We start from the raw sequence: 1670 nt of genomic DNA, 5'->3' as shown, positions 1-1670 counted from the left end.
TGTCCAAAGCCCGCCCGCCGCTGCCGCCGTTTACCGCCGAGACCGCAGCGCAGAAGGCGCGCATGGCCGAGGATGCCTGGAATTCACGCGATCCAGCGCGGGTCGCGCTCGCCTATACAAAGGACAGCCGCTGGCGCAACCGCGCCGAATTCCTGCAAGGCCGCGACGCCATCCAGGCCTTCCTGACGCGCAAATGGAGCCGCGAGCTCGACTACCGGCTGATCAAGGAGGTCTGGGCCTTCCACGGCAACCGCATCGCCGTGCGTTTCGCCTATGAATGGCACGACGACAGCGGCTCATGGTTCCGCAGCTACGGCAACGAGAACTGGGAATTCGACGAACACGGGCTGATGCGTCTGCGCATCGCCAGCATCAACGACCTGCCGATCAGCGAGGCAGATCGCAAGTATCACTGGCCGCTCGGCCGGCGGCCGGACGACCACCCGACACTGTCGGAGCTCGGACTTTAGCATCTTGCCGCAAGGAAGCTTTCGATGAACGCGCATGCTTTCACCAGCGACGTCGCCTTCACGCCGACCGTCAAGGCGATCCAGGCCCGCAAGGGCTCACGTCAGTCCTACGCCCGCGTCGAGGAGCGTGGCGGCTGGCAGGCCGGCATCACCCCGGACCTTGCCGCCTTCATCGAAATGCAGACCAGCGTCTTCCTGTCGACCGCCAACCGCGAGGGGCAGCCCTATGTCCAGCATCGCGGCGGGCCGGCCGGCTTCGTCAAGGTGCTGGATGAACATACGATCGGCTTCGCGGATTTTTCCGGCAACCGGCAGTTCATCACGCAGGGCAATCTGGCCGACAATCCAAGGGCGTTCCTGTTCCTGATCGACTATATGCACCGCCAGCGCATCAAGCTCTGGGGCACCGCGCGCGTCGTCGAGAACGATGCCGAACTGATGGCGAAGCTGATGCCGCAAGGCTACAGAGCGCGCGCCGAGCAGGTCGTCCTGTTCACGGTCTCGGCCTGGGATGCCAATTGCCCGCAGCATATTCCACAACGGTTCGAGGCAGCCGACGTCGCGGCGGCACTCGGCGAGCGGGACAAGCGTATCGAACGCCTTGAGCAGGAGATCGCACGGCTCAGGGGAAATTCGGGCGCGGCCGCAGGGGAATAATCAGCCGCCGGCCGCGGTTTCGGCCAGCGCGATGCCGTTGGGCGTCGGCTTGACAGGCACGATGCCGCGCGCCAGCGCAAGCAGATATTTGTTGTATTCGGTGAACAGCACGCGCAATGCCCGCGGCTTGGTCAGCCAGCCGCCATTGTCGAGGTTGGAATTGACCACCGGATAGGGCTCGAGCTTGGCGCCATGCAGCAGCCTGCCCATTTCCAGCAGGCTGCGCGGCATATGATAATTGTTGGTGACGAGGATCACCGTGCCATAGGCGTGGCTCTCGACCCATTTGGCGCTTTCCTCGGCATTGCCGATCGTGTCGAGCGCGGCGCGGTCGATGTCGACGCAACAGGAGAACAGATTCTTGTCGCCGCCGGTTGCCGCCTGCAGCTGGCGACGGCTGGCCGAAGGATGCACGCCGCTGATCAGCAGCCGTTCGCCCTTGCCGGACGCCAGCAGATCCATCGCGGCATCGAGGCGGGACTGGCCGCCGGTCAAGACGATGATCGCGTCTGCCCTGGCCGGATTGGCGGGCGGCGCCAGGGG

3 protein-coding genes are annotated in these 1670 nt (G+C 64.9%); 2 read left to right on the top strand and 1 reads right to left on the bottom strand.

Annotated features, from left to right (window positions below):
• Positions 1-470, top strand: a 470-nt coding sequence (locus EN969_RS30090; protein ID WP_245467563.1) for a DUF1348 family protein, incomplete at its 5' end; no start/stop codon positions are given.
• 24 nt (positions 471-494) lie between these two features.
• Positions 495-1127, top strand: coding sequence for a pyridoxamine 5'-phosphate oxidase family protein (locus EN969_RS30085; protein ID WP_063169092.1), 633 nt, complete (start codon positions 495-497; stop codon positions 1125-1127).
• Here the strand turns inward: EN969_RS30085 and EN969_RS30080 are convergent.
• On the bottom strand, positions 1128-1670 hold a 543-nt coding region (locus EN969_RS30080; RefSeq protein ID WP_164758624.1), incomplete at its 5' end, for a YdcF family protein.

Origin of the sequence: Mesorhizobium sp. M7A.F.Ca.CA.003.01.2.1 (genome assembly GCF_003998945.1) — a bacterium.
GTDB classification, from domain to species: domain Bacteria; phylum Pseudomonadota; class Alphaproteobacteria; order Rhizobiales; family Rhizobiaceae; genus Mesorhizobium; species Mesorhizobium ciceri.
The sequence above is the reverse complement of the archived record's forward strand: the minus strand, read 5'-3'. Positions and strand labels throughout refer to the sequence as shown.

Excerpts from the sequence above, each read along its gene's own strand:
- EN969_RS30085 (WP_063169092.1), top strand. The coding sequence starts at position 495 with ATGAACGCGCATGCTTTCACCAGCGACGTCGCCTTCACGCCGACCGTC.